Here is a 25,364-nt window from a genome sequence, read left to right on the forward strand (position 1 = left end):
TTGTATACATAGGTTACAACTATATCGTTTTCACTATATTTTCCTGTCGCATTAGCAGGTATTTTACTTTCATCTAATGTATAACCTTCAATAGCAAGCTTTTTTGTCACATATTTTGTGCCAATTATACCAGTTTCAGTGACTGGATCATGTATTTCTTTACCTGTCTCATCAACGTATTTGGTTATTACAGCACAATTAGCCTTTTTCCATTGTGCATATAAAGTAATGACGCCATTAGCAGTATCTGTTAAATTAAAGACATTTTGACCATCTGTATACGTAACTCCAGAAGCATCCGGTGCAGTATTCCAGTTATTAAAAACAAAGTTATCTCTTACAAAAATGTTTTTATTTAAAAGTTGAGCCACATTATATGTAAAAAGTTGGTCTGGCATTGTGTTGATACCTTGATTGGGATCAAACTTTACGCGATAGTTATTAGCTTTGTATACGTAGATAATGCTTCCATTATTACCATTTTTCTTCAAAGTACCTGTAGCAGGCAGGCTTTTTTCTTCAGTAACAGTTCCATCATCCATATTCTGGAAAGTATATCCCTTGATTTCCATTTTTTCAGTATTATATGTGCCATTAACATAAGCACCTGAAGGATAATCTACTTTTCCCTGTGCCAAAGTTTTACCAAATGTATCTACATATTTTACATCAACAGTAGCAGCTTCTTGAAATGAAAAACTGGTTATCTTAAATTGTTGTTCATTAATAAGTGATCCGGTTGATCCGGTCACTGTGAGGGACATTGTAGAATAGCTATCATCTATCTGTTTAGTCCACCTTAGTACATTATCGTTTGTTTGAGTGAAACTAATAGTTAGAAGCCTGCTTCTACCATCATAATTAACATTAAATTTATGAAATTCACCATCAATGTCAGAACTGGAAAGAGATTGTGCACTATCAGGCACATCCTCAGCCCACCATCTATCTACAAGGACTCCATTCTTGGATTTCAACTGCTTTTTGCTCGTGGTAACAAACGCACCATATGGTGGGTTGCCTGAATCTGGATTTAAGCCAAAGCCAAAAGAATCAGCTTGATTAACCATTGACCCTTTCAGATCACTTTCTGGAGCCACAAATTTATTAAGGAAAGTATCTATCTTAAAGCCAATAGCATTTTGCAAGCCGGCAATTCCCAAATTGCCACCTGCATTACCAAGGTCAGATGAGTTACCGTCATGAAAAGCAAAACCCAAACCGTCTCCTCCATTAGGATTTTCCCCAAGGTTAATGTATCCTAACAATGAAAAACTGGTATTTAGATCAATTTTACTATTTAAAGTAAAGGATCCTACTTGATTTTTTGAGGCAGGTGTTAAAGTTACTACACCTGCATTTTGATCATAAGATGCAGATCCATTCAAATTAAAATAGTCATTAAAACTATCTTTATCAACTATAATATAAGGACTACTATTTGTATCTGCATATGTAGTATTTACATTTCCATAGAATAAAAATAATAATATACCTAGAAAAAAAGCAACTATTCTTTTTTTATACATAAATGTTCCTTTCTCTTAAAAAATACTTAAATCTAGGATTATTTAAATATTTTATGTTTTTAAAAGTAATTTTATGTATTCACTAGTGTTTATTTTCCGCGGTATATTAAATGACACGGATTAACGTAATTGTAGCAGAAGCCCCTAGTAAAATCAACGTCTAAATTAGCTGAAAGTACTAAGATAAAATAACAAATTTATTATATTTTTTAATTCCGACAAATTATTAATAAAAAATAAAAGAAAAAGATACACATTTTATTTTTTTAATATACAATAAAGTTATTAAAGAAAAGGAGATTTTAAGAATTAGACTCAAGAAATTTATTTTGGTTTATTGATATCTGCTACATCAGTTGGCGGTGGCTGAGATCATATCTGGACAAGGTTAAATGTACCCTAGAATCTACTGAAATAATTAAAAAACACAGAGTTAGACTTTTTCTCTTTATTCAAAACAATTTGTAAACCATTTTTTAATAATATAGGAGAAATTAATTATGAAATTGAAGAAATTTTTGACGGCTATGTTATTGTCTGCCACTTTAGTTGGCGGTGGCTTAGCTCATACTCAATCAGTTGATGCTGCCTTAAGCAAAAAGCAGGCTATTTCTATTATCAAAAAAGAAGAACAAACACCAACTAGTTCACAAACTGACCAAATATCAACAACTAAATACAGAAAACAAAAAACAACCATAAAAACAAAGTCCATTTTTAGCGGTCAAACTGGTGTATTGCATAGTATCAGCACAGCTAAAAGTGGTAAAAAAACTCAACAATTGGATGAATGGGTTGATTTAAACAGCAAGCGCATTTATTCAATTCAAGACGGCAAGTGGCAATACGATAAACTGCCTGACTATTTGGTTAAAGAGCTAAACAACTTAAAAAATGGCAAGTCTTTGCAGAAGTTTAACAAGAGTATTTACCAAGAAATGAGTAAAAAAGCCAAAATCACCAGTAAAAATGGTACTTATACTGTCAAAGGCACTTTGAAGGGTCAAAAAATGCTCGATGCGATGCTAAAATTAATGGGCTCAAATAAAGTAGATACTTCTTATTTACACAAGAACTTTAAATTCAGCAAGTGCACCTTCGTATACACTATTAAAGACCAGAAGATAATTGATTCTAAATATGCCCTTAAGGCAACCTTAGCAAAATCAACACAGGTAGCTGTTAAAATGAGAAAAAGTCATTTCGGTCAGTTCGATACGTTAACGTTACCTGATGAAGTAAAAAATGCCACTCCCGCTCCTGCAAACTAATTTGAACAATAAAGTAAAGGTCTTTATATGAAAACAACTATTTTTAGTAAATATTTAACTATCATAATTATGGTGCTTTTAGGTTACTTAATGAGATAAAATGACTATAGAGTTGTTTAAATATTTTCATTAGTAATCGGAGGTCTAGATATGAAATTAGGAATTGTTGGTAGTGGTAAAATTGTCCATGATTTTTTAACAACTGCCGCTAAAATTGAAGATCTGGAATTGACGGCAATCTCAACTACAAAGCGTAGCCAGCATATTGCTGCAGATTTGGCTAAGCAGTATGGTATCAAAGAGGTATTTGCTGATAACGATCAGTTATGTCATGACGATAACGTAGACACTGTTTATGTCGCAGTACCCAACTCCTTGCATTATGAGGTGGTTAAAAAAGCTATTGCAGCAGGCAAAAATGTTATTTGTGAGAAGCCCTACGTTGAAACTGTTGCTCAGGCAAAAGAACTGAAGCAATTGGCTGACAAGAATAATGTCATTATCGTTGAAGCTATTACGAATATTCATTTGCCAAATTATAAAGCAATCAAGCGTCAAGTAGCTGAAATCGCCCCTATTCATATTATTTCTCTTAATTACACGCAATATTCCAGTCGCTATGATAATTTCTTGCAAGGTAAAATCGCACCTGTATTTGATCCGGCTAAAGACGGCGGAACTCTAATGGACTTAAATATTTATAATATTCATTTATGCGTTGGTCTATTTGGTAAACCTGAAAAAGTGCAGTATTATCCGGTAATGCAAAAACAAATTGACACTTCCGGCATACTCAATCTCGTATACCCGGACAAGCAAGCAGTATTAATTGCAGCTAAAGACAGTTACACCACCCCACGTTCGTTTATTGAAGGTGAAAAAGGTACTATCTATTTCGACGGTTCCACGGGAGTAATAGCCAACTTTACGGTTGAACACAAAGACGGCGACAACAGCGAATTTAATTTTAATGAATTTGATCACAGAATGGCTAGCGAGTTTACAGACTTTGTGAAAATTATTGATAGTCATGACGTTCAAAAAGCAAACGAGCTTTATAATCATAGTATTGCTGTTATGACAGTTTTAGCAAAAGCAAAAGAATCTGTTTCAAACCAGTAAAAGAACTATTTAAAAAGCGCAGCTTTATCTCACACGATGAGAGAGCCGCGTTTTTTATTTACAAAAAAGACCAGGAACTTCTTATTCAGACTTCAAAAAATTTCTTGAAGTTATTTACTAAGAAGATAAACCTGATCTTTTTTCAGTTATATTTAGTTACTTAATTGTAGAAAACAAAACTTTATTTTACTCTGTACTAGTTCTTTGATGGAGCAGTTGAGCTAGCTGAACTGGATGAATTGGTTGAACCGTTAGAGCTGCCTGAACCGGCAGAACCATTTGAACTATCTGATCCAGTTGAACCATTGGAACCAGCTGAGCCGTTTGAACCGTTAGAACTGGTTGAGCCGTTTGAGCCAGTTGAACTAGTTGAACCGGCTGAACCGTTAGAACCGTTTGAGCCAGTTGAGCTGGTTGAACCAGCTGAGCCATTTGAACCAGTTGAACTAGTTGAACCATTAGAAATTGGATCTACTGGAGTCTCCTTCTTAGCTAAAGCACTAACTTTAACGTATCCAGCCAAAGTTGAGTAATACTTCTTGCCCTTGATAGTAACAGTACCACCAAAGACTTTAAGTTCTTGACCCTTTTTAACTTTGCCGTTCTTCAAAGCTTTGCCGCTTCTAGTAACTAAAACAGTGTTCTTAGCTACTGTAGCGACTTTACCATCAAGATTGACAGCCTTAACAAATTGGTTCTTACCAATCTTGTAATATACCTTGCCTTTAACAGTCTTTTTGCCAAGAACGTTAACTTTTTGACCTACTTTTACTGTCTTCTTGGTTTTAACTAACTTCTTGCCCTTTTGCTTGTAAACAGCAGAATTGGCGCCGACTTTCTTGGTCTTGGTAGCCTTTTTAGCTGCACTGACCTCAGTTGCAGCACTGCCTAAAGCATTGGTTGGTAATTGGTTAACACCAACAGCTAATAAAGTTGCACCTGCAACTGAAACAATCATTTTCCTATAAAAACTATTTTTACTCATTTTGAGCCTTCCTTTTTCGATTGACAATTTCCGACGTCCTTAGTTAAAAACCAGAGCGCTATAACTCATATAGAGTTACATAGAAGTTATTTTAGCACTATAAGAAAGCAAAAAAAAGAGTATAAGTTTAATAAATTACGTTTTTATATTGCAGTAAATTTCAATAATAATCATTATCTGATAAAAGTTTTTAGCCCTATTTTTTTGTATATTGCAAGATGATATTTTATATTTTACTAATATTACGTATTAAATTTAAAAAAATTAATTTTCACACATTTTTATTTATTGCAAAAACTATTTTTCCTCTAAAACTCTCCGAACCCGGTTAGCAGTCTGATATTTAGCTGTAAAAATTATTTCATCCCCAGACTCAATCACAGTATGTCCGTGAGGAACAAGCCATTCGTGACCACGCCTAATCCGGCTAACTGTGATATTAGCAGCTAAATCCCAATCCATCAGTTGCAATCCAGCATATTGCGAATTACGGACCACGACCGAGTAAACTGCATTCTTGGTGTCGGTCAATACGCTATATACCGCTGGCGATTCAATCAGTGCCCGCATTAATGATGAAGTTACATTGCTTAGATCAAAAACTTCCATACCTTCCTCACGCAATTGATCGACCCTGCTAATGTCAGCCCGTTTTTGACAAATAATGATGCGCTTAAAATTACCCTTTTCTTTAGCAAGTTGACCTAGGCGCAAATTGGTTTCATCTGAGCGCAATGCCGCAACAAAAATATTACCGACGAAAACCTCAGCCTGCTCAAGCTGCTCATCAGTAAGTTCAGGCAATAATTCCAGATCAGGTACCCGACTTTTATAAGTATTGTAGTGTTCACTGCTAGTAGTGAACATCCTAACCGCATACCAGTTTTCGTTAAGATCGTGCATTACGGGAACGGTTAAAGCACTGGTTCCCATAATTACCACTTTTTCTTTAATACGATCTTCCGGTTTTAATTGGAAAATGGCGTTAAACAATATTGGGCACATTATACAAACAATTACAGCAGCTAGGATAAAAACATCAGATTGCAAGCTGGTAATTACCCTTAATTTACGCGCAACAGCTAATGTTGGTAAAACAATGGTGATGGTTGTAGCTGTTAGAAAGCCACCGGCAAAACCATTTCTAACGCCAAATTTTTTTGCATAAATCACCGCCACCGGTAATTTTACCAAAAACAGAAACAATACTAAGACCGGTAGCAAAATTAATGAACTAGGATGCGCTAAAAGTGATCTTAAGTTGAGGTTGACTCCCGTCATGATGAAGAAAATAGGGATAAAAAAGCCATAGCCAATTGAGGTTAACTTATCGGCCGTTTGCTGGCTGGGTTCTAGCAGTTTCATAACGATACCCGCTAAAAAGGCCCCTAGTATATTTTCAACCCCAACCTTTTCGGCAACGGTCACCAATGCAAAGATTAAGAAGAAGGCTAAACGTACATCCAATTGTGTGGTTGACTTTGTTACCTGAACAAACCATAAATAAGGCTGTTTAAAACGCCAAAGCAGTATGATTGCAGCCCCAAAAAGTAAAATAATCAGCCATAACTGCTTGGTATTGCCCCCATTGATAGCGGCGTAAACCGTGAGCAGCATTAACGGAATTACCTCTCCCAGCACTGCAGTTAATAAGATAGTTTGTCCTACTGGTCTATCCAAAATATCCTTTTCTTTGAGCGTGGCAATAACCACGCCTAAGGCAATCGTCATAAAAATGATTGTTGCCAGCATTGTATCGCCAAACAGTCCCAGAGATTTTAAGACTAATGCCAAGCAAACCGATAAGAGTGCTACACCGAGAAAAGCTTCAAGAGCAATTTTAAATGGGGTTATTTGACCCGGCTCTTTTTTCTGTTTTCGTCTTGGTTTCAGTAATTCAAAATTAATTTCCATCCCTGACAAAAACAGCAAAAGAATGACACCCAAATTTGATAAAAATGACAGGTCATGTGTGGGACGCACAATATTAAAACCACTTGCGCCCAGAATAATGCCAATAATAATCTCAGCCACTGCAGTGGGTACGGCATTAACCTGCAATCGTGCCATTAAAATAGGAACGATTAGCGCAAATAAAACTACTAAGAATAAAGACAACTGTGCCACTAGGATTACCTCCTCATTTATTCTTAGTCGATTATACAAAATATTGACTGTCAGCGAAAACAAAAAGGATAGGACGCATTCTTATTTTACTGAAACATGAGACGCAAAAAACAGGTCATGACCATTGTCATAACCTGCTGTTCTTGCTGGCATATTAATTAAAATTTGCCACTTTGACGAAACGGTTAGTGTCGATAGGATAGTACATCTTACCACCGATATTAATGCGCCCGCCATAAGTGCGCACAGTTTTACCCTTTAATAACTTTGTAGTACCTACACGAATGCCGGTAGTATTATAAATATAAGCATTGTGGGTTAAAACACGGTTTGAGCCAACTATATTGCTGGCTACAACATATTCATTTTCCCCAATTTGCAAGTACTTTTTACCGTTAATAACTTTTTCCTGAGCAACTGTTACTACAGTCCCAGCAGTTTTTAAAGCAGCCGCGGTACGTTGACCTTGAGCATTATAAGTGTATGCGTCATGCATCAAAGTTCTTTTGCCGGTTGGCGCTTGTGACACTGGATCGGTATTAGTAGTTTCATCATTACTAGTATCATCTGTAGTCGTATTATCATCAGGGATATTAGAAATGACCGTCTCTCCTGCCTGCAAGTCATAGTAATACTTCAAAAGGTCGAAGAAGTCATTCATCGAATAACCCCACTTGCTAAAGTAACCATCTGGGTCTGTATGATTGGTACCACCTAAAAAGCGTGATACAGCGTGATGCGACCAGATAGTGCCTTTACCAGTGTTGGAGGCATGCACCGGCGTAATACCATAGCGGTGTAACAACTTCGCAGCGTATATTGCATCATTATTAACACTCTTAGCAAACTTATTTCTGGTAGTTTCCTGACAAAGTTCAATTTGGATAAAACGGTTGTTGGCAATCGCGCCCGCACCCCAGACACCATAATTAGGCGTCATCATCTGAATAACCTGCTTACTGTCAACAAAAGCGTGAACATAAGAGTACATGTTCTGCCACTCACGGTTAAAGTAAATGGCTTCATTGTATGCGGAAGCTCCTGGAGTTGCAGTTTCATGAATTACAATCCCTTCTGGCTTGCCTTTTCTATACTTAATTTTGTTACCGTTGGCATAAAACTTATTATATTTAATATTTTGCGTTTGCAACATTTTATATAAAAACGTAACGCCGACATAACTATTTTGTTTAGCAATTGAGTTAATTGAGGCAGCTTCAACCACCTGAGTACGATTTCCATTAAAAATAGGTGCAACTAAACCTACTCCGATAGCAATAGTAGTTATTAGTTTCTTTATCTTCATCTAACTTTTCATTCCTTATTTCTGTGTGCGAGAGTCTGACTTTGTCTAAAAATTACCTTTCTTAATATATTGGTGAATCCCAATACGATAATACTTTTGGGCGTAGATGGTAATTGCACCGCCAAACGTGGCAACGGATTGTCCTTTTTTCATCACCTTCAAGTTGTCACGATTGCCGTAATCGTTGTAAATGAAGGCATTATGCTTCAGGATTCTCATTGTTCCGTCAATATTACCACTGGCAATATATTGGTTTTCGCCAATGCGGTAATATTTCTTACCATTAATGGTTTTGGTGCCGTAAGTGGCAATTACCTTGCCGCCATTTCCTACTTTAAGCGCCTTAGTTTTCTTGACGCGCTTACCCTTGGAATTATAAATATAAGAGTTGTGCATCAAGGTCTTGTTGACTTTCTTATCACCTTTTGGTGCTTGAGAAGCTGGTGGTAAGGCACTGCCCATGTTTAAAATAGTGTCATTGACCCAGCCTTTACCGGCGATATACAAACGCTTCTTACCGTTATAAAAAGTAATAGTCTTAGTAACAGTTACAGCATCGCCTTTAGCTACAGAATCCGTCTTTGCGGATACCGAGTGGTCAGTTGGCCAGGCGTAGGTAGCGCCGGCTTTTTTGACAATATAAGTTTTACTGGTAGTGGAAACGCTAGGATCATATTGGGTTAAGTTACAATTTGTTATTCTAGTATTTAAAATGGTGTTGTAATTATTAGCGGTAGCGTATGTCCCAGTCAAAGCCTTAGTGGCATCCATATAAGAGGCAGCATTTTCGAGCCATGCTCCCTGATAGCGATCAGGCTGCCAGGTCACGCCTAAGCGCAGCTTTTTACCGTTATCATCAAACGAGTCTTGGTAGGTATCGTATTTTCTGAATTTGGCAGTAACATAATAGCTCTTGCCGTTCTTGTCTTCTTCTCGAGTTTTAGAAGAATATGTGGCACCCTGCCAACTATCATCAGCCTTCATACCGAAGAGATTGTTGGCATTGACAGCTAAACCTGATTGCCCCCAGTTAGATTCAACAATTGCTTGTGCAATCATAACTGATGGATATAAACCATATTTCTTAGAAACTTTTTGTGCTTGTTTAACGGCAGTGTTTAAAAATGTGGTTTCATCTGCGGTAGCTGCAGAAACTTTCTCAGCGCGTGCTGGAGAACTGGCAATTAGGTTGTTGGTAACCGGCACCATTGCTGCTGCACCAAGCATAGCAGCAGTAATACCAGTGATTAGTCTTTTGTTCATAAATAATAGTTCCTCCTTAACCGACATCTTTATTGTATCGGGCAATTAAAGTATTAACAATAGGTTCTCCTTATTTGTAGTCAAAAAGTAATATTAATAGTTTTATATTACAAATAGTAATTTACCTTTCTAAGACTTCCCGCAAATGGGCTAATAGATTATGCTTCAGTCTTTGCAGTTGCACGCGACTTATTCCAGTTTGCTGGGCTAAAGCGCTAATTGTCTGCCCTTCGATAAGATGATTAAAAAATAACATCCGCTCTAATTGCGACATTTCCGTGAGTTCTTGGGCAAGAATTAATTGATTATCCCAGTTATTTAATTGCTCAATTTGCCCGGAAATTTCTGCTGGTACTTCCAACTCAGCTACTTGTTTATCCTTACGCAATAAATCAATGGTATGCCAGATAATTTTGCGAAAACTCAAGCGATCAACTTCCATTTGGTTCATGCCAGTTAATTTAGTTAACATTTCGGCGTAAACAATAATACCCTCAAGTAAAAAGTCTTCATAATTAGTATAGTCCAATCTGACATGCGCGGACTTCAATGCGCCTCTTACTAATTTTTGATTTTGCCATGCTCTTAAAAAAGCTTCCTTACTAATCTTCATTTGTGACTAACCTCTTTTTTCTTATGTGTCACAAGCGCTTGTGCCTCTTTAGATTAGCAAGATAAGGCAAATATTAAAAAGCAAGAGTTTACCTGAATTTTAATTACGCTGGTTTTAATCTAATACTTATTATAATTTTTAATATACTAGCTGCTGATAGCTTATTTAAAGAGAAAGAATGGGTGAAAAAAAGATTAAAAAAATACACGAATTGTGAACTAATTCGTGTACTGTTTTTAAAACAAAGTGTCAGGTCTTGTACTATTCGCATAGGCAATGTGATGCGCGTCTAATAATTGCGGCAGTTCATAGTAGTCTGCTAGATAATTACCATAGCGAATGTGCTTCTTAACCAACAATTCAGACATTACTGTTTTAAGAGATAACTCTTTAAGAGATTGATGTGGGTGAAAGTAAGACGTTTGATCAATAAGGGACTTACCTTGAAAGCTTTTGACCTGCCAACCCAGATTTTGCTCTAAGTGGGAAGTACTTAGAAGATAAAGGGCATGATTGAAAAATAAGCTGTCGCTGACTTTATGGGGAATATGACGGCTGCAATCCTCATAGGTAAAGATATAACTAAACTGATTGTGCTTGAGCGTTTCAAAAGCGGTGACATTATTCCGCAAGGTCTTGAAGCCAACCATATTATGTAACGCTACCCAATCAATATTACCCGTATTATAGCTACGTAAGGAAAAATAAGCTAAACGACCGGTCGCTATCACATTGTGTCCCGCTAAGTTAATATGACGGGCAAATTCTCTTTGAAATTCTAGGCCCGCAAATAAACATCTTTGACTGAATGAAGTCAGGTGGGCTTTTGTACTGCGACAACTTAGAATAATACCCTGCTGACAATCAAAAATCACACTTTTATATTTGCCTAAGAGCGGCTGCTTTTGAAATTGATATAAAGCCATAGTAGCAGGATTAACGCAGTAACAATCATCGTTAACCACATACTTGACTACTTCTTTGTCTTCTATTCTTTCTTGCAACAATTTTTGCGACCAAATACGATACTTCTTATTTGCCGGTAAATTCCAAAAATCACTTTCTTTACTAATCACTGTTTACTTCTCCTTCAATTAAAGTTAAGTAATACAATTATACTAGAATTGTTACCGCTTGCATAGAAGAAAAAGAGTAAACAAAAAACGGGAACGAATAATTCGTTTCCGTTTTTGTAATTAATTAAACAATTAATTAAAAGTTAGCAACCTTAACGTATTGCTTCTTAGGACCACCGATACGGTAGTAAGCCTTGCCATTCTTGAATGTGTAAGGTGAACCGTAAGTAGTAACCTTAGTACCAGCCTTCAATACGCGGCCATCAGCACGCTTCTTGCTGGTCTTGTATACGTAAGCATTGTGAGTCAATGTACGTGAAGTACCGTCAATGTTGTCAGCCATTACGAACTTGTTGTCACCGATTTGGTAAACCAAGCTGCCGTCAGCAAGCTTAGTAGCTGCACCGATTACTTCAACAGTGGAGTAAGCACGTAACATGTCAGTACCAACACGCTTGTGATCCTTGTCGTAGATATATGAGTTGTGCATAACAGTCTTCTTAACCTTGTCTGCAGGTTTGAATGAACCGTCAACATACTTGCTTTCTACGTAAAGGTCTGAGTCAGCACTGTTAATACGAGTGTATGACTTCTCGCCAACCTTGATTGGGTCACCAAAGACAGCAATTGTGTCACCATTCTTAACAGTAGTCTTTGAGTCAGTTACAACGTTACCATCAATCTTGTAAACTGGAATGTCACCATCAGATTGAACAGTCTTGTATTCTGCACCCTTAACACCAACAGTTAACATGAAGGTAACCTTAGTAGTCTTACCTTCTGCATTAGTTGCACTTACAGTAACTGGGTATTTACCAGCAACCTTAGTGTTAACTTTGCTTGCATCAACAGTAGGAATCATAACAGTTGGATCAGTATCACTAACAGTTGTTGTGAAAGCGTCTTGAATAGCCTTAGTGTCAACTACACCATTTACTGGAACATAATTGAATTTAGCATCACCTATTGAATCAATTGTTTGAGTTCCAAAGTATTTTTGACTATTGTAAGTCATCTTCGGGAATGTAGGATCGCCAACAGTTGCTGATGGGTTAACGCGTACAGTAAACGTAGCAGTCTTACCATTTGTAGCAAATACATGTGTAGTAACTGTAAATGGAGCTGCTGGCTTATCAAAGCTGCCATCAGCTTTTACAGTAACGCCAGCTGCAGTTAAAGCATCTTTAACATCTTGTTCAAGGTTAAGGAATGAAGCTGTAGCAGCACCATCACCTTTAACACTTACAGCAGCAGTGTACTTGCCATTTGTTCCATTTGATGTTCTTGAAGCATCAATCTTATCAGCAACACCCTTTACAGAATAGCTATTTGAGTCAAGATCTACAGAACCAGTATCAGCAATTACATCTTTACCGTTATCTTTGTATGTAACGTATGGTGCACCCTTCAAAGTAGAATCTGGAACAGTAAATGGGCTACTAGTTAATTCAATGCCAGTGGCGATTCCTGAACCGTTAACGTCATAAGCTTTTTCGTTAACTGTAAGTCCACCATTCTTTCCTGCAAGACTAGTCAAGCCGGTAATAGAAACAACAACCTTAGCAACATATTTTTGACCACCAACTAATTTATCAGTAGTTGGTGTAGTTGCTACAGTATTATCTGCATTCACAGCAAAAATTTGTGCCTTGGCTGGAACAACAGTTGCTCCAGTAGGTAAAGTAGTTGTTGAAATAGAAGCAGCAACTTTAGATGGTGAATCATTACCTACTAGGCTAGCAGCATTAGTTACATTTAAAGTTAACTTAGCAACATTCGCAGTATTGGTAGTTGTTGATCCGTCAACACTTACAGGAGTATCAGCAGCAAATACTGTTGATACACCGGTTGCAGCAACTGGAGCAACAGCTAATAAAGCAGCTGCAGCAGCACTAACAATTCTTAAATTTTTCTTCATGTGGTCTTTCCTCCTTGTGTATATACAAAATAGTAATAGGCTATAGGTTCAGTCGTGATGAGCCTACATTGTTACAACACCCTTCAAGCCGAATTCATAAGTTTATAACTCTTATGAGGTAGCTTTCGAGCTGAAGAACGCGCATGCGTACAGGCTTCGAACCTGAAGCATAGCTATTACTTACCACATTTCTTATTGTACCTACCTTTTGCCTAAATTGCAAGACAAGCAGTTATTTAACATAGTTTTGTAACAAACGCTTACAGATTGCTAACAAAATCTAGGTTTTGTCAGTAGTAAAAAACCCGCTTTACAGCAATACATTCAATGTTCTTTTATCTTAATCAGGTTAAAAAAGATATTTTATTTTACATAAAATTTTACAAAATAATAACAAAAAAATTTGAAATAAAGTAAAAATCACGCCTAACTATTCTTAGACGTGATTTCTTCATTTAAATACTGGCATTTAACGAAAAATCTGCTTAATCTTAGCAATTATTCTGCTAACTAGCTCCAACAGCTGGAGATTACATTGGCTGAGCCGCAGTATCATCAAACAAACTAGTGACAGTTCGTTCAACGTATGAAGCAGATTGTGGAGTTTGATAGAGATCCACCCCTTCTTGTGCAAACACATTGGCATTTGCTATCGCCGCCATTGCGGCTTTGACTTCTGTTGCCGCGAGGTTATCAGCGGCATTGGGCAAAGACAGACTAACCTTTTTGTTTGCACCATTTAAGAATACTAATCGTAAAGTTTTGCTTTTTATTACCATATTATTTTCTCCCATCTTGAATATTACTTAGCCAATTTTTTATTCTTCATCATCTAAGGGAATGCCCTGCTTTTGCACCAGAGTGGCTGCAGCCAGTTCATCGCGTTGCAGTTTGGCTAGTGCCAACCCAACTTCTGCTAATCCACCAGCTGCTGCACCCTTTTTAACGTTCTTCAAAACTCGCGTCTTAATTCCCTCACTACCATATTTAGAATTTAAAAATGTATATTGGACTGATTGTTCTAGTAATTGAAAATTCATCTTAATTTGCCTTTCTTTGCTGCTTTTTTGTAATCAACCCGCGCGCTAGCTGTCTTACACTATTACTAACGAATTAAAATGGTAAAATGTAACATTTTTTATGGAGAATTTTTCTACCCTTATGTGAAAAGCACCATTAAGTAGTCAAATCTACTTAAACAATCTATAATTAAACTAAGTATTAGTAAGGAGGATAATTTCCTATTATGAAAAAAACGACAATTGGTACGATTGTGGCAGTAGTAATTATCGCTATCGCTGGTGGCGCTTTTTACGCAACCCAGAAATCAAATAGTGATAAAGTTAATGCTTCCTATAATAGTGCAATGACCACCGGTAAAAACGCTGTTGCAGACAAGGACTACTCAGAAGCAAGCTCTGCTTTTGCTAAAGCTTTTAAGATCAAAAATACTGACCAAGCTAAAGCCTACAAAAATCAATCTGACAATATGCTATCTGCAATTAGTGCAACTAAAAAGGGTAAATATGATAACGCATTAAGCAAAACAACCAGCGTAATCAACAAAGCTAATGGTTATGCGGTCTTAGTTAAACAAGGTAAGAAACTAAAAACTACTATTGAAGATGTTCAAGATAATTATGAACATGAAATTCAACCTATCTTTTTAGCGGCAACTGAAGCAGAAGTTGCTAAGCAATATCTTAAAGCGGCTGACCAATACCAAAAAGTACTGGACTTGCCTTATATTGACGGCAAGTATTACACCCAATACAAGCAGAAAGCCGAAAAAGGACTTGCAGCCAACCAGAAGGCAGCTAAACAAAATAATAATGGCACTTCCAGCCAAGGTTACAATTCTATTTCCGGCAGTGGTCAAGACACCGGTAATGCCGGTAAGACTGGCGCAGGTGCAATGGGTAACCATAAAGTACACGGCAAGACAGTTACCAACAAGCAGATTGCGCAATTGCGTAAACGCGTAGGCAAATTCGGCTATGATTCAATGTCCTGGAGTCCGCAAGACTTAATCGACCTCTACAGAAAATCTGGGCGCACTAAGCCAAGCAAAATCACTAGAAAAGACGTTGAGAATTATCTTAAGCCATAGTTAGTCCTTTTCTTTAAAAGTGATGATTAAAAAGCGCCGTAAATTGATGTTATGGTGCTTTTTTCATTCCCCTGGCGCAATTTTTACAAATAGACTAAATGCTCTAAATTGCTAATTTTTGACAAAAACTACTATTATGTAGATAGTAAATTGGTTCAATAGTTGCTTTTATAGGTTAAACTCTGTAAAATGACTATTGACTTTCACGTTTCCTATTTTTATTAAAGGAGTGTCTTGCTTTGACTGAAAAAGAAAATAATAGCACAGATAAAGATAACGAAAAAGAACAAGAAAAAGACAAAAAAGAAGAAATCAAGGTTGTGATGCCCGATGCTGAATGGACTACTATGCCACAGGCAGAATTTGCTGAGCAACCTGAACATTTAACAGTCTTTGCTGATTTTTATATTTCCAAGTTTAATCAACGCGATTTAGAAATCATGAACTTGTACGATGATAACTCCAACATGGTTGATATTAATCACTATCTTCTGGACAACATTCACTTTACCCGCAAGGAATTAGTTAAGCATGTATTGCAATATCATGCACAAAATTTCCAAAATATAATTGATCAAATTGCAGACAAAGATAATGTTGACGCCACCAAGATGACATCATACGATGATTGGGACAACTGGTACGAAGATCGTCGCAATAATATTCCTACTTCTTTATCATAATTTACTTGTGTAATAGCAAAAAAAAGAACAAAATAGATACTTAAAAGAGAATGCCAAGATGACATTCTTTTTTACTTAAAGCAAACTTTAAAATATTGTCTATGGGAGTACATAATTACTATGGATAAAAATAAGAAGCGGATTTCAGCTGCCGGTTTATTAATTACCATCGGAATTGTATATGGTGATATCGGAACTAGTCCGCTCTATGTAATGAAGTCAATCGTTACGGGAAATGGTGGTATTGCCAACGTTAATCGGGAATTGATTTTAGGGTCAATTTCTTTAATTTTTTGGACGGTAACATTATTAACCACCGTGAAGTACGTCCTGATTGCTCTTAGAGCCACCAACCGTGGTGAAGGCGGAATATTTGCGTTATACGCATTAGTACGTAAACGTGCCAAGTGGCTGGTCATGCCGGCTCTAATCGGGGGAGCAGCACTCCTAGCTGACGGCACGTTGACGCCAGCGGTCACGGTCACCACTTCGATTGAGGGACTTAAGAATATGCACTTTGGTTCCAGCGTTCCTGTACCTAACCAAAATGCTGTTATCATCATCACGATTGCAATTTTGCTGGTGCTGTTTTCAATTCAAATGCTTGGCACCAGCAGTATTGGCAAAGCTTTTGGTCCAATCATGTTTGTGTGGTTTACATTTTTAGGCATAATCGGCGTCTACAATATGACGAATGACTGGTCGATCTTAGAAGCACTTAATCCTGTATGGGCAATTAAAGTTCTGTTTAGTCCCTCCAACAAGGCAGGTATTTTTATTCTAGGTTCTATCTTCCTTGCCACTACTGGTGCGGAAGCCCTCTATTCCGACGTAGGTCATGTCGGTAAAGGCAATATTCGGGGATCATGGCCCTATGTTTTTCTCTGCTTAACCTTAAATTATCTGGGTCAAGGTGTTTGGATACTGCAAAACCCTAATTATCAGCCTCATGGCGGTGAACTTAACCCGTTCTTTGAAGCTGTGCCCGATGATTTGCGTTTATTTGCGATTATCTTAGCTACCATTGCCGCAATCATTGCTTCTCAAGCATTGATTACAGGGTCGTTTACACTAGTTTCAGAAGCCAGTGGTTTAAAGTTTTTGCCGCGAATGAATATTAATTATCCTACGACCAAGCATGGTCAAATTTATATTCCATCGGTAAATAAAATGATCTGTATAGCTACTATTGCCATAGTAATTTTCTTCCGGACATCAGAACACATGGAAGCAGCTTATGGTCTGTCAATTACAGTTACCATGTTGATGACTACCCTGCTTTTATTTGAATACTTGGGTTCAAAACATCATCCGCTAATATTGCGTCTGTGCTTCCTACTTGCCTTTGGCTTTATTGAGGGCATGTTCTTGATTTCCAGTCTGACCAAATTTATGCACGGAGGCTATGTCACCGTCTTAATTGCTGGTTTCATTGGTGTCATTATGTTCATCTGGTACTTTGGTAACAAAGTGCGCGATAAGCACGAAGGTGCTCATACTTATGTGCGGTTAGACGAATATACTGATATGCTGACGGATTTAAGCCACGATGATGATTACCCCACTTACGCTACTAACTTGGTTTACATGGCCAAAGTTAAATACAATAAATTTATTAAGCGTGAGATTATGTATTCTATTTTGGATAAAAGACCTAAACGAGCAAAGGCATATTGGTTTGTAACAGTTAACATCACTAACGAGCCGTTCACTGCCAGATATGCCGTTAATACTTATGGCACTAAAAACGTCATTAATGTGCAACTTTATCTCGGGTTTAAAAAGCAAACCAGCGTTAACGTTTACTTGCGTCAAATTGTTCACGACTTGATCAAAGATGGCACAATTGAAGCACAACCTCAAGATTACACCACTACCCCAGGACGTAAAGTAGGTGACTTCTCGTTTGTAATCGTCAATGAAGCTGTCAGTCCCCTTACAAGATTGAAGGGCTTTGAAAAAGTGATGTTGAAAGCACGAGTCTGGTTACAGAACCTTTCATCTAATCCAGCATCTTGGTTCGGCTTGGAATACACCGACACTGTTGTCGAACAGGTACCTCTTATCTTAGGCAAACCAAGACATAATTTACACATCAAGAGAGTTGCGCCACGCGACTATTCTAATCTAAAGAATAAAGAATTTGATTAATATAAAATCGCACCTGTAGAACAAATTTACAGGTGCGATTTTTATTTCTAAGTAATTGATTATTTTCTCTAGTATTAAGACGGCTTTATTTAAAAAAAACAAGGATTAAACACATAAATAATGACAAAATAAAAAAGAGTTTTTAGCTTATTAATCATACTTATTATTAGAATAGCAAGGTAAGTTAATAAAATTTTATTTCAATTCAAAGAAGCAGAAGCAGATTTAAATCGTTTGACAATAAATTTAAACCATAGCTTTAGAAGATACAATAGCGCTGGAGGTATAATGCTATCTTGTAAATCAAAATCAAACAATTTTTATAAGAATAATAAATATTGGTATCATGGTACTACGTTAAATGCTGCAAAATCAATTTTAAAAAATGGAATAGACCCTCTATTTGCAAAAAAGCATCTTCCCTCTAATACGTATGATTTTGGACCAGCTTTTTATTTAACTTCAAATAAAAGTCAGGCTATTAAATGGGCTGTTAGAAAGTCATCTTTAGGTTTATATAATTTAGATCCTGCTATAGTAATTATTAATATGAAAAATATACTAACAGGACTTGGAAAAGAATTTCCGGAGATGGACGAAAATTGGGCACGATTTGTATTAAATAATCGTTTGGGCTACAAACAACTTGATAGCTTAGAATATGTTTATGGTTGCATAGCCGATGGTAGTTTGACAAGCGCTGTAACTAAATATAAAGAAAATAAAGACTTTGCCTCTTTTAAAAAGAGCGTCTATAATAAACATTATGAAACAAGTTATGATCAATTAGCTTTAATTAGTGAAAGCTTATGCAAACAGATAACAGTTGATCGAATTAAGATAGTGAGGTGTAAGTACAATGGATAGAGATATTTTCCTTAAGCAAATGATCGTCTTTGCTGTGAATAAAGGTATAAGTGAAGACCAAGCCCAGCGAATTATGAATAAATATATTGACAAGCTTGATACAAGCGACTCCATTGTGCAACACATTGGGCCTGAATATTATGCTTATCAAATATTAATTAACGAAAAGTTGGTAGATTTTGTAGCTCTTTAGTTTTTAAGTAATAGAGTTTAAAATTAAGCTAACAAAAAAAGAAACATTGTCGAGCAATGTTTCTTTTTTGTTTTTAAAACTAATTACCAGATGTGTACACGTTTTTCAGGGTCTAGCCACATACCGTCTTCCGGCTTAACGTCAAAAGTCTTGTAGAAGTCATCTTGACATTGACTTTGAACGTTAGCACGCAGAGGACCAGGCGCGTGAACATCAACTGCAGTCTGGCTCTTAATTGCCTCAGTCAATTGCTTATTAGCCCAAATCCGCGCGAAGTTTTCAAATAATTTCTTTAAATCATCATTTTCATTCTTAGCGGCTTCAACTGCAGCGGTCAAACCACCTTGATCAGCGATATTTTCAGAAACGATCTGCTTACCGTTAAGCTTAACTGGACCGTATTCAATACCATCAAACAAGTCAATTTCAGCTTGCGTCCGCTTCTTAAATTCAGCGTAGTCTTCGTCAGTCCACCAATTCTCCATGTTGCCTAATTCATCGAATTGAGCACCATTGTTATCAAAGGCGTGGGAAACTTCGTGGGCGATAACAGAACCGATACCACCAAAGTTGGCTGCTCTATCTTGTTTCAAATCGTAAAATGGTTTTTGCAAAATAGCTGCAGGGAATGTCAAGTCATTTCTTTGTGGATCATAGCAGGCATTTACCAAGTTACCCGGCATTGCCCAAACAGTTCTGTCTACTTCTTTATGTAATTGCTCAAAACTATACTTTTGAGCTTCAATTGCAAAGCCACGCTCGTTTGAATAAAGGCTGCCGCCTTGACTGGCGGGAACCACCTTTAAGCGATTATAAATTTCTTCAATTTTACTTGGATAACCGATCTTCAAAACCAATGCGTCTAGTTTAATGATTGCACGTTTCTTAGTTTGTTCGGAAAGCCAATCATTATTTTGCAGGCGCTCCTTATATACCTCAAGCATACGGTGAATCATATCTTCAACGTCTTTTTTGGCATCTTCACCGAAATAGGTTTGTCCGTAATAGACACCAACTACTTCACTAAAGGTTTCATTTGCAAGGTGATAAGCCTGCTTTTCACCACTGGATAATTTAGGCTGACCATATAAAGCTTGACTAAATGGAAATGCGGCATCACGGAAATCTTGTGACAAAACAGCAGCTGAATTGTTGATAAAGTTAATCAGCATCCAACCTTTAATTTCTTCAAAGTTATCTTTATTAAGTAGTTCGTTAATGTGATCTAAGTAACGTGGTTCTTGGACGATTACTCTGTCTGGTTCTTCACCAATCACTTCTTTAAGATAATAAGAAATCTTAAATTCCTTGAACTTAGCTTCAAAGTCAGCAATCTTGGTTGGGTTATAAGTAGCAGGATAATCTGCCCATTCCTCAGTTGATTTAACAACTTTTGCCAACTTGGCGTCAAATTTAATTCCGTCGTCAGTGTATTTTTGCGCCTTATCTTCAGCAATACCAGCCATCGTTAACAGCTTAACAGTTTGCTTTTTCAAAGTGTCCAGCAATTTTGGTGCATCTGGTGTTTCATAAGTTGTAGTGTCAGGTAAGAAAGTGCCGGGACCCGAGAAGCACAAAACATTGACCTTGGTATTTTTCATATCTGGTTCAACATCAAAGCTAAATGGAACTGCAGTAATAGTATTGAGATCAGGCGCATTCAAATTAAAATCTGAGAAGTCCTTTAATCCGGCAAGCATTTCCAAATCAGCTTGAATTGGTTCAGCCCCGTCTTTATTTCTCTTATCAAAGTCTTTGGCAATTTGATACAACTTAACGGCTTCCGCCAAATTAGGTACATTCGGAATTTCTTTTTTACCAGAAGCAAAATCTGCAAAGTCTTGCATCAAGTTCTTTTCAACTTCAACGTCAATACCGTCAAAAGAAGCCATCCGTGAACGGTCTTCAGGAATTTTGGTTTTTTCAATCCACTCAGAGTTAATTGCTAAATACAAGTTATCTTGCGGACGCGCCCCAACATTGGGTTCGATAATATTACCACTACCGCCGCGAACTGCGAAGTTTTTATTCATTAAAAGAGTCCTCCCTTTTCATTTAAATTAAAAATAGACTAAATTAATATTATCATTTTAATCATGCTGTTAATATTAAAAAGTCTTTACAAATTACTTGTAAAGAGTAATGTGCTTACGCAATTTAGCATGGAGTGGCAGTAAAAGCACAATCATCATAAAAATACCGCAAGCAGCAATTATGAAAAAGGGAATATAGCCTGCCCGGTCAATCACTAAACCACCAAACAGTGGTCCAAAAGCTTGTCCTATTCCCCGCGCAACATTAATTTCGCCCTGATATTTACCCTTACTGCTAAGAGGTGACAGGTCGTTAATATAAGCTGGAACAGCTGGAAAAGCAGTCGCCTCACCCAAAGTCAAAACTACCATTGAGAGTGCGAAATGGGCAAAATCTTTGGCAAAAATCAACGTTGCAAATGAAATAGCAAACATAAGCGTCCCAAAAATTATTTGGTGGAAAAGATTTTTAAAAAGATGCGGAAAGCGTGCCAAAATCACTTGCACAGTAACGATAATTGCACCATTTAACGTCCATAACAAGCTATATAAATGAAATGGTATCCCGAGTGAAACCATATAAACGGATAAATTAGACTCCCAGTTCATGTACATGAGCCAAGTCACAGCAAGTGAAATCAAAAATCCGATCATGAGCATAAAGTTATACTTAGGCATTGATTCACTTTTAGGTTTCTCACCCTTTTCAGCAACATTCTTTTGCCGCTTTTTGTGATAAGTACTAATAGGGCGATAGTGAATTGCGGCGTTAATGCAGGCAATCGCAAATAATGACGCTGCCAAAAGGAACAGAAATTCGATTGAAAAATCATACAGATACCCTACTAACAGCGTACCTGTAACAGTTCCTACATTCTGGGCAAAATAGACCAAATTAAACACATAGCGACCCGAGTAATTGCGCAAACTGGTTGCAATTGAGTTGATTAAAGTCCCATTCCAGCCGCTAATACAACCTGTAAGAATAAGCCAAAACCAGTATTCCGGCCAGCCATGGAAAAACGCCATACAGAATAAGACCAGTGCATCAAGCCCCAGTCCAGTAACGATTAGCGGGTACGGATTAACTCGGTCGTATAGCCGACCTGCTATTAGGGAACCCAAAACGTTACTGGCGCAATTGCAAAATAAAACAACCCCTATTACAGAAAGGCTGATGTGTAATTGTTTGTTTAAATAAACGGAAGTTAAGGGCCAAACAAAACTCGACCCAATCCACGTTGCTAACTCCCCCAGTAAAAGCCAGCGCAACTTAATTTCTGTTTCCTCATTAGAATCATGTTTAAGTTTCATTTATTCAGTCCTTTCTATTTTTAGATTCCATTTACCAGTTTAGCAAGAAGTATTAAAAATGAACACCCTTTTAAATACAAAAAAGACGAGAGATTTTCATTAGTATTCATAACCATGTTGGGGAAAAAGTAGGATTATAGTATCCCTGCCAAGCGCAAATAAAAAGACTGCTAAACCCGCTAAACATAACGGCTTATCAGTCTTCTTTATTCATATCTATTAAAGCTGACTTAAATAGTTTTTTATTATTCCCTTACAAACTCACTTGCTTTTTCACCGGCAATCCGACCTGAATTCCACGCAAACGCATTGCTCAAGCCTTCAATTGTTGGATAAGACGAATCAAACATTCCGGAGGCATTGTTACCAACCGCATAAACTCCAGGAATAACTTTGCGGCTAGCATTTAGCGCTTCAAAGTTTTCATTCACGAGTCCGCCGCCAACAGTACCCAGTGTAGTCGAATTTGCCCGTACAGCATAGAACGGTGCTTTGGCCACCGAAATTGACATAAACGAACTATCTTTATAAAAATCAGTGTCATCATGCTTTGTGACTAGTTCGTTGTAGCGGGCAACATTTTGCTGCAGCACTTTAGCATCAACATTCATCTTATCAGCCAATTCTAAAATAGTATCAGCTTTATAAGCCGCCTTTTCCTGCACAGCTTCTTGCAAGTCACTTTCAATCTCAGCAAATGGTCCTACCTTATGTGTCATAGGCTGACCGTCTAATAATCTAAAAGTTCTTTCAAAAGAGCTGGTCCAATTAAGACTGGCAGTTTTCAAATAATCAACTAGAGCTTGGTCTAACAAGAAATAATAGTAGCCACCATTGGCATAAACCGTGTCGCCCCAAAGAGCAAAATCGTATACTAAATCTTCATTGGTAAACCTCTTGCCTTCTTTATCTATCCATAAAAAAGGCAAGCACGTTAACGTAAATATTGTGTCATTATGCCATTTAGGATTAGAGGCTGAAAAAACCGTAGCGGCATGATTTTCAAATATTCGCTTATAATTATTAATTCCACCAACTTCTTGCAGCATTCTTAAGCCGTCGCCAGTGGCCTTTCTTTCGCCCATTGAGTATAAATCATCCGGATCAATTGCCAGACTTTGGGCAATTTCCTGTCTATTACCAACAAAACCGCCATCAGCCAAAATGACTGCCTTAGTTGCTAAAATACTGGTTTGATTATTTTGGACAACTTCAACTCCAGTGACCCGACCATTTTCCTGAATTATTTTATTACCGGTTGTTTCAGTCAGTAAGACGCCACCAGCTTTTTTAAAGTTGTTCATTACTCTGTCAAAACCATTAAATTTATCTATAAACTGATGATAAGTCCGGGGGTGATTTTGGTGTACTTCTTGGGTATTGGTTACAAGCTCTGTATCTAAACCATTTTCTTTAAGCCAGTCAATTGTAGAAGCCGATTTAGTGACAATAGCTTTAGTCATTCTGGCATTGGAAGAATGGTGGGTATAATTTATTATTTCTTCATAAGCGTCTTTGACAGTATAGTTGACGTTTGCTACCTTTTGCTTTGCACTTTCAGCCGCAAACAGCCCTTGGGCACCGAACTTACCGGCACCGCCAAACTTAGCGCCCTTTTCCAAAAGCGCAACTTTAGCGCCGTTCTGTGCAGCAGCTAAGCCTGCGCCAATTCCCGAAGCGCCAGCACCAATAACGACAATATCAAATTTAGTCATAAAGATTCACTCCTTTTTGTATCTAACTAAATTATATTATTTTCATTAAAAAGCGCTTTCTTGATTGTGCACATGCAGAGTTAAGGTTAGACTTAACACTATATGAGGTATAAAAATGTATGACCATGAAATTGACACTTTTTTCACAGTAGCAGAAGCCGGCAGCTTTTCCGCTGCCTCCAGGACATTATATATATCGCCATCAGCCGTAGTGCAACAGATTAATTTATTAGAAAATAAAATGGACTGTGAATTATTTAAGCGTGATTCACACGGTGTTACTTTAACCGAAGCTGGCAAATTATTTTTAAAGCAATGCCGTAAAATTAAGCGGGTATACTTAGAAACCGAAGAAATAATGAAAAAATACCAGCGCACGCTAGTAGTAGGCACTGGCTACCTAAGCACGACCAACTTACTTGATAAGTTTTGGCTGGATTTTTTACGCGCAAATAATGTCCAACTAAAATTTCAAGAGATTAAAGACTATGAAAAAATCCCGCAAAACATTGACCTTATAGAATGTTTATATTCCCAAGAACCCATTCCTAAACAAGGCTTTTTATTCAAAAAGGTAACCACTAGCCCATTGCTAATAGCTATTCCGCCACAAAACAAGCTGGCGCAAAAAGAAAAATTGACGATTTCCGACTTGGATAAGCAAAAAATACTCATTATTAATAGCTCTGTTTTAAAACAATCGGGACAGATCAGGCATTTTATTAAAAGTAATTGTCAAAAGACCCACTTGATTAGCTACTCTGTCTTTAACAAGGCACTCGTCAACGAAGCTATCGTCAAAAATTACCTTATTCTAGTCCATGAAACTTTAGCCAGCTCTTGTTCTCCGCTTATAAGTAAAAAAGTCAATTGGCATTTTAACGCGGACGTTGGGTTCTTTTACCGGAGCGACGCTAATATGATTACCAAAAAGCTAATTGCAAAAATCTAACTAACAAAAAAGATGATTACAGCCATCTGCTGCATGAAGTTAACCCTCTAGATTGGACAAAAATCCAACTGGAGGGTTTTACTATGGTTAAATTTACCGTCAAACAAAAATTACAAGCGCTTAACTTGCTTAAAGA

General features: G+C 37.2%; 21 protein-coding genes. 8 read left to right on the top strand and 13 right to left on the bottom strand.

The window, feature by feature from the left end; genetic code table 11:
• A partial coding sequence (locus H3T47_RS08855) for a MucBP domain-containing protein (RefSeq protein ID WP_233335891.1) occupies positions 1–1,388 on the bottom strand: 1,388 nt, incomplete at its 3' end.
• 641 nt (positions 1,389–2,029) lie between these two features.
• Between H3T47_RS08855 and H3T47_RS08860 the strand changes: the two genes are divergently transcribed.
• A complete protein-coding gene (locus tag H3T47_RS08860) occupies positions 2,030–2,800 on the top strand; it encodes a hypothetical protein (protein WP_109586772.1) in 771 nt (256 codons plus the stop codon).
• A 150-nt stretch (positions 2,801–2,950) separates the two neighbouring features.
• A complete protein-coding gene (locus H3T47_RS08865; RefSeq protein ID WP_199283209.1) occupies positions 2,951–3,922 on the top strand; it encodes a Gfo/Idh/MocA family protein in 972 nt (323 codons plus the stop codon).
• Between the two features lie 196 nt (positions 3,923–4,118).
• On the opposite strand, the gene H3T47_RS08870 is transcribed toward H3T47_RS08865, so the two are convergent.
• The 9 genes from H3T47_RS08870 to H3T47_RS08910 all read right to left on the bottom strand — a co-directional run bounded on the left by H3T47_RS08870 (position 4,119) and on the right by H3T47_RS08910 (position 14,250).
• On the bottom strand, positions 4,119–4,907 hold the full coding sequence (locus H3T47_RS08870; protein ID WP_199283210.1) for an SLAP domain-containing protein: 789 nt from the start codon (positions 4,905–4,907) through the stop codon (positions 4,119–4,121).
• Between the two features lie 297 nt (positions 4,908–5,204).
• A complete protein-coding gene (locus tag H3T47_RS08875) occupies positions 5,205–7,034 on the bottom strand; it encodes a cation:proton antiporter family protein (protein WP_199283211.1) in 1,830 nt (609 codons plus the stop codon).
• A gap of 154 nt (positions 7,035–7,188) precedes the next feature.
• On the bottom strand, positions 7,189–8,340 hold the full coding sequence (locus H3T47_RS08880) for an SLAP domain-containing protein (RefSeq protein WP_199283212.1): 1,152 nt from the start codon (positions 8,338–8,340) through the stop codon (positions 7,189–7,191).
• Positions 8,341–8,385: 45 nt separating this feature from the next.
• Positions 8,386–9,603 carry a glucosaminidase domain-containing protein gene (locus tag H3T47_RS08885; RefSeq protein WP_199283213.1) on the bottom strand — a complete coding sequence of 406 codons (1,218 nt, stop codon included), beginning with the start codon at positions 9,601–9,603 and terminating at the stop codon, positions 8,386–8,388.
• 121 nt (positions 9,604–9,724) lie between these two features.
• Positions 9,725–10,216: a sigma-70 family RNA polymerase sigma factor gene (locus H3T47_RS08890; protein WP_199283214.1), complete on the bottom strand. Its 492-nt coding sequence runs from the start codon at positions 10,214–10,216 to the stop codon at positions 9,725–9,727.
• 236 nt (positions 10,217–10,452) lie between these two features.
• The gene (locus H3T47_RS08895) at positions 10,453–11,292 is read right to left on the bottom strand and encodes a hypothetical protein (protein WP_199283215.1); all 840 of its coding nucleotides are present in this window, start codon (positions 11,290–11,292) and stop codon (positions 10,453–10,455) included.
• Between the two features lie 136 nt (positions 11,293–11,428).
• Entirely contained in the window at positions 11,429–13,210 is a 1,782-nt protein-coding gene (locus tag H3T47_RS08900; protein WP_199283216.1) for an SLAP domain-containing protein, read from the bottom strand.
• A 530-nt stretch (positions 13,211–13,740) separates the two neighbouring features.
• Positions 13,741–13,989 (bottom strand): DUF2922 domain-containing protein, encoded by a 249-nt coding sequence (locus H3T47_RS08905; protein ID WP_199283217.1) that lies wholly within the window; start codon positions 13,987–13,989, stop codon positions 13,741–13,743.
• A 39-nt stretch (positions 13,990–14,028) separates the two neighbouring features.
• Positions 14,029–14,250: a DUF1659 domain-containing protein gene (locus tag H3T47_RS08910; protein WP_199283218.1), complete on the bottom strand. Its 222-nt coding sequence runs from the start codon at positions 14,248–14,250 to the stop codon at positions 14,029–14,031.
• A gap of 206 nt (positions 14,251–14,456) precedes the next feature.
• Here H3T47_RS08910 and H3T47_RS08915 point away from each other — a divergent pair, with 206 nt between their 5' ends.
• The 5 genes from H3T47_RS08915 to H3T47_RS08935 all read left to right on the top strand — a co-directional run bounded on the left by H3T47_RS08915 (position 14,457) and on the right by H3T47_RS08935 (position 19,214).
• Positions 14,457–15,320, top strand: a complete 864-nt coding sequence (locus tag H3T47_RS08915; RefSeq protein WP_199283219.1) for a hypothetical protein — start codon at positions 14,457–14,459, stop codon at positions 15,318–15,320.
• A 239-nt stretch (positions 15,321–15,559) separates the two neighbouring features.
• Positions 15,560–16,003 carry a hypothetical protein gene (locus tag H3T47_RS08920; RefSeq protein WP_199283220.1) on the top strand — a complete coding sequence of 148 codons (444 nt, stop codon included), beginning with the start codon at positions 15,560–15,562 and terminating at the stop codon, positions 16,001–16,003.
• 120 nt (positions 16,004–16,123) lie between these two features.
• A complete protein-coding gene (locus tag H3T47_RS08925; protein WP_038524291.1) occupies positions 16,124–18,154 on the top strand; it encodes a KUP/HAK/KT family potassium transporter in 2,031 nt (676 codons plus the stop codon).
• Positions 18,155–18,388: 234 nt separating this feature from the next.
• On the top strand, positions 18,389–19,021 hold the full coding sequence (locus tag H3T47_RS08930) for a DUF3990 domain-containing protein (RefSeq protein WP_179853388.1): 633 nt from the start codon (positions 18,389–18,391) through the stop codon (positions 19,019–19,021).
• Positions 19,014–19,214, top strand: coding sequence for a hypothetical protein (locus tag H3T47_RS08935; protein ID WP_199283221.1), 201 nt, complete (start codon positions 19,014–19,016; stop codon positions 19,212–19,214). The genes H3T47_RS08930 and H3T47_RS08935 overlap by 8 nt, the downstream gene beginning before the upstream one ends.
• Positions 19,215–19,297: 83 nt before the next feature.
• Here the strand turns inward: H3T47_RS08935 and H3T47_RS08940 are convergent, their stop codons facing one another.
• The 3 genes from H3T47_RS08940 to H3T47_RS08950 form a co-directional block, all read right to left on the bottom strand.
• On the bottom strand, positions 19,298–21,247 hold the full coding sequence (locus tag H3T47_RS08940; RefSeq protein WP_199283222.1) for a M13 family metallopeptidase: 1,950 nt from the start codon (positions 21,245–21,247) through the stop codon (positions 19,298–19,300).
• A 93-nt stretch (positions 21,248–21,340) separates the two neighbouring features.
• Positions 21,341–22,561: an MFS transporter gene (locus H3T47_RS08945; protein ID WP_199283223.1), complete on the bottom strand. Its 1,221-nt coding sequence runs from the start codon at positions 22,559–22,561 to the stop codon at positions 21,341–21,343.
• 245 nt (positions 22,562–22,806) lie between these two features.
• A complete protein-coding gene (locus tag H3T47_RS08950) occupies positions 22,807–24,276 on the bottom strand; it encodes an FAD-dependent oxidoreductase (protein ID WP_199283224.1) in 1,470 nt (489 codons plus the stop codon).
• 115 nt (positions 24,277–24,391) lie between these two features.
• Here H3T47_RS08950 and H3T47_RS08955 point away from each other — a divergent pair, with 115 nt between their 5' ends.
• The gene (locus H3T47_RS08955; protein ID WP_199283225.1) at positions 24,392–25,228 is read left to right on the top strand and encodes a LysR family transcriptional regulator; all 837 of its coding nucleotides are present in this window, start codon (positions 24,392–24,394) and stop codon (positions 25,226–25,228) included.
• The last annotated feature ends 136 nt before the right edge of the window (positions 25,229–25,364 follow it).

The organism is Lactobacillus sp. W8093 (genome assembly GCF_016100925.1).
GTDB lineage: Bacteria > Bacillota > Bacilli > Lactobacillales > Lactobacillaceae > Lactobacillus > Lactobacillus helsingborgensis.

Coding starts and splice junctions, on each gene's coding strand:
- H3T47_RS08870 (WP_199283210.1), bottom strand. CDS start 4,907: ATGAGTAAAAATAGTTTTTATAGGAAAATGATTGTTTCAGTTGCAGGT.
- H3T47_RS08955 (WP_199283225.1), top strand. CDS start 24,392: ATGTATGACCATGAAATTGACACTTTTTTCACAGTAGCAGAAGCCGGC.
- H3T47_RS08885 (WP_199283213.1), bottom strand. CDS start 9,603: ATGAACAAAAGACTAATCACTGGTATTACTGCTGCTATGCTTGGTGCA.
- H3T47_RS08865 (WP_199283209.1), top strand. CDS start 2,951: ATGAAATTAGGAATTGTTGGTAGTGGTAAAATTGTCCATGATTTTTTA.
- H3T47_RS08940 (WP_199283222.1), bottom strand. CDS start 21,247: ATGAATAAAAACTTCGCAGTTCGCGGCGGTAGTGGTAATATTATCGAA.
- H3T47_RS08935 (WP_199283221.1), top strand. CDS start 19,014: ATGGATAGAGATATTTTCCTTAAGCAAATGATCGTCTTTGCTGTGAAT.
- H3T47_RS08910 (WP_199283218.1), bottom strand. CDS start 14,250: ATGAATTTTCAATTACTAGAACAATCAGTCCAATATACATTTTTAAAT.
- H3T47_RS08925 (WP_038524291.1), top strand. CDS start 16,124: ATGGATAAAAATAAGAAGCGGATTTCAGCTGCCGGTTTATTAATTACC.
- H3T47_RS08880 (WP_199283212.1), bottom strand. CDS start 8,340: ATGAAGATAAAGAAACTAATAACTACTATTGCTATCGGAGTAGGTTTA.
- H3T47_RS08915 (WP_199283219.1), top strand. CDS start 14,457: ATGAAAAAAACGACAATTGGTACGATTGTGGCAGTAGTAATTATCGCT.
- H3T47_RS08860 (WP_109586772.1), top strand. CDS start 2,030: ATGAAATTGAAGAAATTTTTGACGGCTATGTTATTGTCTGCCACTTTA.
- H3T47_RS08890 (WP_199283214.1), bottom strand. CDS start 10,216: ATGAAGATTAGTAAGGAAGCTTTTTTAAGAGCATGGCAAAATCAAAAA.
- H3T47_RS08905 (WP_199283217.1), bottom strand. CDS start 13,989: ATGGTAATAAAAAGCAAAACTTTACGATTAGTATTCTTAAATGGTGCA.
- H3T47_RS08950 (WP_199283224.1), bottom strand. CDS start 24,276: ATGACTAAATTTGATATTGTCGTTATTGGTGCTGGCGCTTCGGGAATT.
- H3T47_RS08900 (WP_199283216.1), bottom strand. CDS start 13,210: ATGAAGAAAAATTTAAGAATTGTTAGTGCTGCTGCAGCTGCTTTATTA.
- H3T47_RS08945 (WP_199283223.1), bottom strand. CDS start 22,561: ATGAAACTTAAACATGATTCTAATGAGGAAACAGAAATTAAGTTGCGC.